General features: G+C 35.1%; 4 protein-coding genes. All 4 read right to left on the bottom strand.

Going from position 1 to position 5,449, the window contains the following annotated elements:
- Positions 1-39: 39 nt before the first annotated feature.
- Positions 40-1,155, bottom strand: coding sequence for a family 43 glycosylhydrolase (locus tag B3J44_RS22470; protein ID WP_286971554.1), 1,116 nt, complete (start codon positions 1,153-1,155; stop codon positions 40-42).
- A gap of 40 nt (positions 1,156-1,195) precedes the next feature.
- Positions 1,196-3,175, bottom strand: coding sequence for a glycoside hydrolase family 127 protein (locus B3J44_RS22465; RefSeq protein WP_286971553.1), 1,980 nt, complete (start codon positions 3,173-3,175; stop codon positions 1,196-1,198).
- 12 nt (positions 3,176-3,187) lie between these two features.
- Positions 3,188-4,168 carry an arabinan endo-1,5-alpha-L-arabinosidase gene (locus B3J44_RS22460; RefSeq protein WP_286971552.1) on the bottom strand — a complete coding sequence of 327 codons (981 nt, stop codon included), beginning with the start codon at positions 4,166-4,168 and terminating at the stop codon, positions 3,188-3,190.
- A 99-nt stretch (positions 4,169-4,267) separates the two neighbouring features.
- Positions 4,268-5,212: a glycoside hydrolase family 43 protein gene (locus B3J44_RS22455; protein ID WP_286971551.1), complete on the bottom strand. Its 945-nt coding sequence runs from the start codon at positions 5,210-5,212 to the stop codon at positions 4,268-4,270.
- Positions 5,213-5,449: the final 237 nt, after the last annotated feature.

Raw genomic sequence — 5,449 nt, 5'->3', positions numbered from 1 at the left:
TACTTTCGGACTAATTTTCGTCATTATTATTTGACGTTTTTAGTTAAATTCGAATACTGGTGTACCGTTTTTATCAAATTTTAATTTCATCATTCTTGCATGACGATTAGGATCATACAGCGGATCTGCAATAATTTCTTTCAACGGTCTTTTATCTGTCGCAGGCACAACTTTTGGATCGCCAACAGCTTTTTCGTAATCTCTTGCATGATAAATTACTAATGGTTCTCCGTTTTCATCTACTGTAAACGAGTTATGTCCTGGTCCATAAATTTTCTTTGCTTCGTTGGTTTTTAATACGGGATATCTGGATTTTTTCCAAGAATTTCTATCTAGTAAATCAGCGTTTTCATCTGCTTCCATCATTCCCATACTGTAACAAGAACCAGTAGCACTTGCTGAAAAAGTAATGTAAATTTTCCCTTTGTGTTTAAGAACTGCAGGACCTTCATTTACCCAAAAACCTATGCGTTCCCAATCATAATCTGGAGTCGTTAGCATAAATTGAACTGTTTTTAGTTTTACGGGTGATTCCATTTCGGCTAAATACAAATTAGAAGCTGCGAACTGTCCGCCTGTTTTTTCTGCCCAACAGAAATAGCGTTTATTTTTATGCTCAAATACAGTCCCGTCCAGAGAAAAATCGGTAAAGCTTTTTGGATCTGCGTCAGCCGCCTGCATTTGCCCAAGTTCAATCCACTTGTCGTGTAAAGGATCCTGGCCTGTACACTCCAAAACATACGGTCTTAATTTCCAAATATCATTTTCTTCGCTTGCTGCAAAATACACGTACCATTTTCCATCTAAATAATGAATTTCAGGAGCCCAAACATGACGGCTCATTGGTCCGCTCTTATGTTTTTCCCAGACTCTAAAGGTTTCAGCATTTTGAAGTTCATCAATAGACTTGGCACGTCTTAACTCTATAGCATCGTAGGTTGGTATCGATCCTGTAAAATAGTAATACCCATCTGTATGTTTATAGATAAAAGGATCTGCTCTTTGCAAAACAATAGGTTTATTAGTTAAAGTTGTTTTTGTAGTGGCCGCTTCTTTTTTAGGCAACTCTTTTTCTGCTTTTTTATCTGTACAGGAAGAAACACTTACAAAAACAATGGCTGAAAGTGCCCAATTTTTTAATAGGTTTGTTTGCATGTTATATTGGTTTGTTTGCATTTAATTTATTGTGAGAAATTCAGTCTTTAAAGTCAATCCATACTTTCATTTTCCCAACTCCGCGATTTGACCAAGAATAATATGGAATGGCTTTGAATTTTGAATTTTCGATCACATTTACACCTTGCAATAAATTCGCTTCTTTTCTCACTTTGAAAGTATCTGAAGAAGAAATATCGATTTTATCAAAGTTGTTTTTATTGTCGATTTCTTCAACAGCGTAAACTAATGGACCATATTCTAAAGACACTTTGTTTTTGTTTGTTTCTACTTTAGAATTCGTTTCAACTTCTTGAACTTCCATCGGGAAATTAAGAGCGATTTTGTCTCCTTTTTTCCAATTTCTGGTCACATTGAAATAGCCGTTTTCAGGCTGAATGGCCAATACTTCTCCGTTTACAGTAATAGTTGGTTTTTGAGTCGAAGCTTTTTTATACGTATATAAATCTCCTGGTAAAACTTCATTTCTTGCCCAGCCTGGAACTCTAAGTTTAATCGTGAATTTGCTTTCTTTTTTAGGATTAACTGAGATTCCAACTTTTCCGTTCCAAGGATAAGAAGTCTGTTGCGAAATCTGTAAATCTGTTTTTCCTAATGTGAAAGAAGCATTGTTTGAAGCATATAAATTCACATACAAATCGTTTTTTGTTTTGGAATAAATCAATCCTGGAATTGATGGAATAAAACGAATTAAATTTGTCGGACAACAAGAACAATCAAACCAACCTTGACGTGTACAAGAACCTCTGTTTGATTTGTAAACACCATCTGCTTCTAAGGCATTTGGATAGAAAAATTGTTTTCCGTCAAGCGAAATACCTGAAATTAATCCGTTGTACATTGTTCTTTCGATGACATCAAAATACTCTGATTTTCCGTATAAATTATGTAATCTGTGATTCCAATACACATCACCAATTGCTGCACAAGTTTCATTGTAAGCCGTTAGATTTGGCAATTCGTAATTAGCTCCAAAAGCTTCTCCATCATGTCTCGATCCTATTCCGCCTGTGATGTACATTTTTTTGTTTACCATATTATTCCATATCGTATTTACAGCATTTTCATAGGCTTTATCCTTAGTCAGTGCCACAATATCTGTCATTCCTGCATACATATAAACGGCACGAACGGCGTGTCCTACAGCTTCTTTTTGTTCTATAACCGGCATGTGATCCTGAGCATATTCTCCGTATAATTTATGATTATTAGGATTTCCGCGATTGTCCAAATAGTATTTTGCCAATTTCAGATAATCTTCTTTTCCAGTAATTTGATATAATTTCAATAACCCAGTTTCTACAATCTGATGTCCTGGAACTCCTTTTACCTGTCCTGGATTATCGCCAAAAGTTCTTACCAACATATCGGCAGCTTTTATGGCAATGTCTAGGAAATTGGTTTTTCCTGTTGCTTCGTAATGGACGATAGCAGCTTCAATTAAATGTCCCGGATTATACAATTCGTGGCTAATCTGTAAAGATTCCCAACGTTTTCCTTCGATTACAGGAACCCAAGGTGCTGGCGGTTTTGCAGGATTTATAGTTCTCCAAGTTGTAATATATCCATCTGGCTCTTGACCAATTTTTACAATGGCAATCATAGAATCCAAAACTCTTTCCAATTTCGGATTTGGTGCGCTAATTAAAGTATTCGACGCTCCTTCGATAATTTTGTAAACATCGGTATCATCAAAAGGCATATCTCCTCTTGTTGTTCCTGTTTTTTGTTTTCCGGCAATTAAAAAGTTCTCAAAACGACCTTCTTCATCACATTTTTTAATAGCATATTCTATCGTTACTTCCTGTACTCTTTTAATAATTGGAAGCCAGAAAGAATCAGTTAGTTTTACATTTTGAATGTTAACCGGTTCGATTTCGTAACCTGCTTTTAAGGCCGATGTTTTATTCTGCACCACATGGTTTTTGGTCTCTTTACAGGAAACCAAAACTAGAAGTGACATGAAAATCGTTAAAATTGGTAAGTTGTATTTCATCATTACTTTTGTATTCTATTTTAAAACAGGCCATAAATCGGCGTCCCATTGCATTTCTCGAATTACTAATCTTGGCGTTCCTTTGGTTTTCTTTTCATAAGCATGGTAAAACATATAATCTTTTCCGTCAAAAGTATAAGCGCTGTTATGTCCTACTCCAAAATAGTTTTCGTCGCCTTGAACTACTAAACTTCCTCCGCCTTGATCGAGTTGTTTTCCTTCTTTATCCAAATAAGGTCCCGTTACATTTTTAGATCTTCCAACAACGACTTTATAAGTGCTTTTTTCTCCACGACAGCATAAATCCCAAGAAAGAAATTGATAATAATAACCATTTTTCTTAAAGATAAAAGGAGCTTCGAGCGCGCCATCTCCTGGGTCTGAATCTGCTAATTCGAAAGTTCTTTTGCGTTTTGCAATCGTATGCCATTCTTGAGGTTCTGCAATTGATTTTAAGTCAGGATTCAATTTTACCAATTTCAATCCTTCCCAAAAAGAACCAAATGAAAGCCAAGGCGTACTATTTTCATCAAAAACCAAATTCGGATCAATGGCATTCCACATATCTCTGTTTGGCTGTGATTGAATTACAATTCCCTGATCGACCCATTTGTAGTTTTTATCTTTTGGATCTAAAGTCGTATTAGTGGCAACACCAATTGCTGATGTATTTTTAGCAAAAGCAGAAACAGAATAATACAAATAATAGGTGTTGTTGTGAAATGAAATATCTGGCGCCCAAATATGATTTTTAAAATCAGCCGCAACGCCATCTGCCCAAATTGGTTTTTCGGCAAAAACCTGTGGTTCTTTATTCCATTTTTTCAAATCTTTTGAACTAAAAACACTGATTCCGTTTCCTGTACAAAATAGATAATAAGTGTCTTTTTGTTTGAAGACCACTGGATCGTGAACTACAATTTCCTGCGCCATAACTATTGAAGTTATTAGCATCAGAAAAACGGTAATTGCATATTTTATGTTTTTGTAAACCATATAAGTGATATAAGTTAAGTTTAAGTTTGGTTACTGAAAACTTTTATTAAATCATATAAGCAAAGCTTGTAACTGAAAACTGCGACTGAGAACTAAAAACTATTGAATTCCCTCAGATGTCATTACGACGCGTTTCATCGTTCCGTCTTTGTTATAAAATAATTTATCGACACAAACCGATCTTCTAAAACTTCCTCCATTTGGTTTTGATGCTCCGTTGTGATAAATAAAATACGATTGCCCTTTAAAATTAATTATTGATTGATGATTTGTATTACTGTTTCCTGCTAATTCATTCAAAATCCCTTTAAATTCCCAAGGACCTGTAATTGATTTGCTCATGGCGTAGGCAATTTTCTCTGGAAACTCATAAGCGTATGACAAATAATACCAGCCGTTATGTTTATGGATCCAAGGTGCTTCAGTGAAATTTGGCAGTTTTATGTGATGAATTTCGCCTTCTATTTCCGTCATGTTTTCTTTTAATTTGGCATAATGACAAGCTGTATTTCCCCAAAACAGATAGGCTTGTCCGTCAGTATCGATATAAACTGTTGGGTCGATATCGTCCCAGCTTATATCGCTAAATTTGGTCATGTCGTTGGTAATTAATGCTTTTCCTAATGCATCTTTAAAAGGTCCAAGTGGATTATCTGCCACAGCAACTCCAATCGATTTTCCTGGAACAGTACCATGTTCAACTGTTACATACCAATAAAATTTTCCGTTTCTTTCTATTACCTGAGAAGCCCATGCGTCACTTTTTGCCCATTTAAAATCGGTTACTTTCAGCGGAACCGGATGCGATTCCCATTTTTTCATGTCAGAAGAAGAATACACCAGCCATTCATTCATTTTATAAAAATTAAAATCGTTTGGCGCTTCATCATGACCGGCATACAAATACACTTTGTCTTTGTAAACCAATGCTGCAGGATCTCCAGTATATTTATCTGTAATAATAGGATTATTGAATTTTACCGATTGTGCAGTTCCTACAATCGATAAAAACAAAATGGACAGGCTTGTAAATAGGTTTTTCATTGTTACTTTATTTTTTTGCCACAGATTTCACAGATTAAAATGATTTATTTTATAATCTTTGGCTTTATTTTTTTGCCACGAATTGCACCAATTTTCTCGAATTTTAAAATAATGTGAATTAGTGAAATTCACACAATTTTACTTCACGCAGATTTTTTAATCTGTGAAATCTGTGGCATTACTCTAATTTATTTTTTTACCCCAAACTGCTATTCCAGCACTATTGATTCCGGTATA

Source organism: Flavobacterium sp. UBA4854 (assembly GCF_002399805.1).
Classification (GTDB): domain Bacteria; phylum Bacteroidota; class Bacteroidia; order Flavobacteriales; family Flavobacteriaceae; genus Flavobacterium; species Flavobacterium ginsengisoli.
This window is presented reverse-complemented; position numbering and strand designations above follow the sequence as displayed.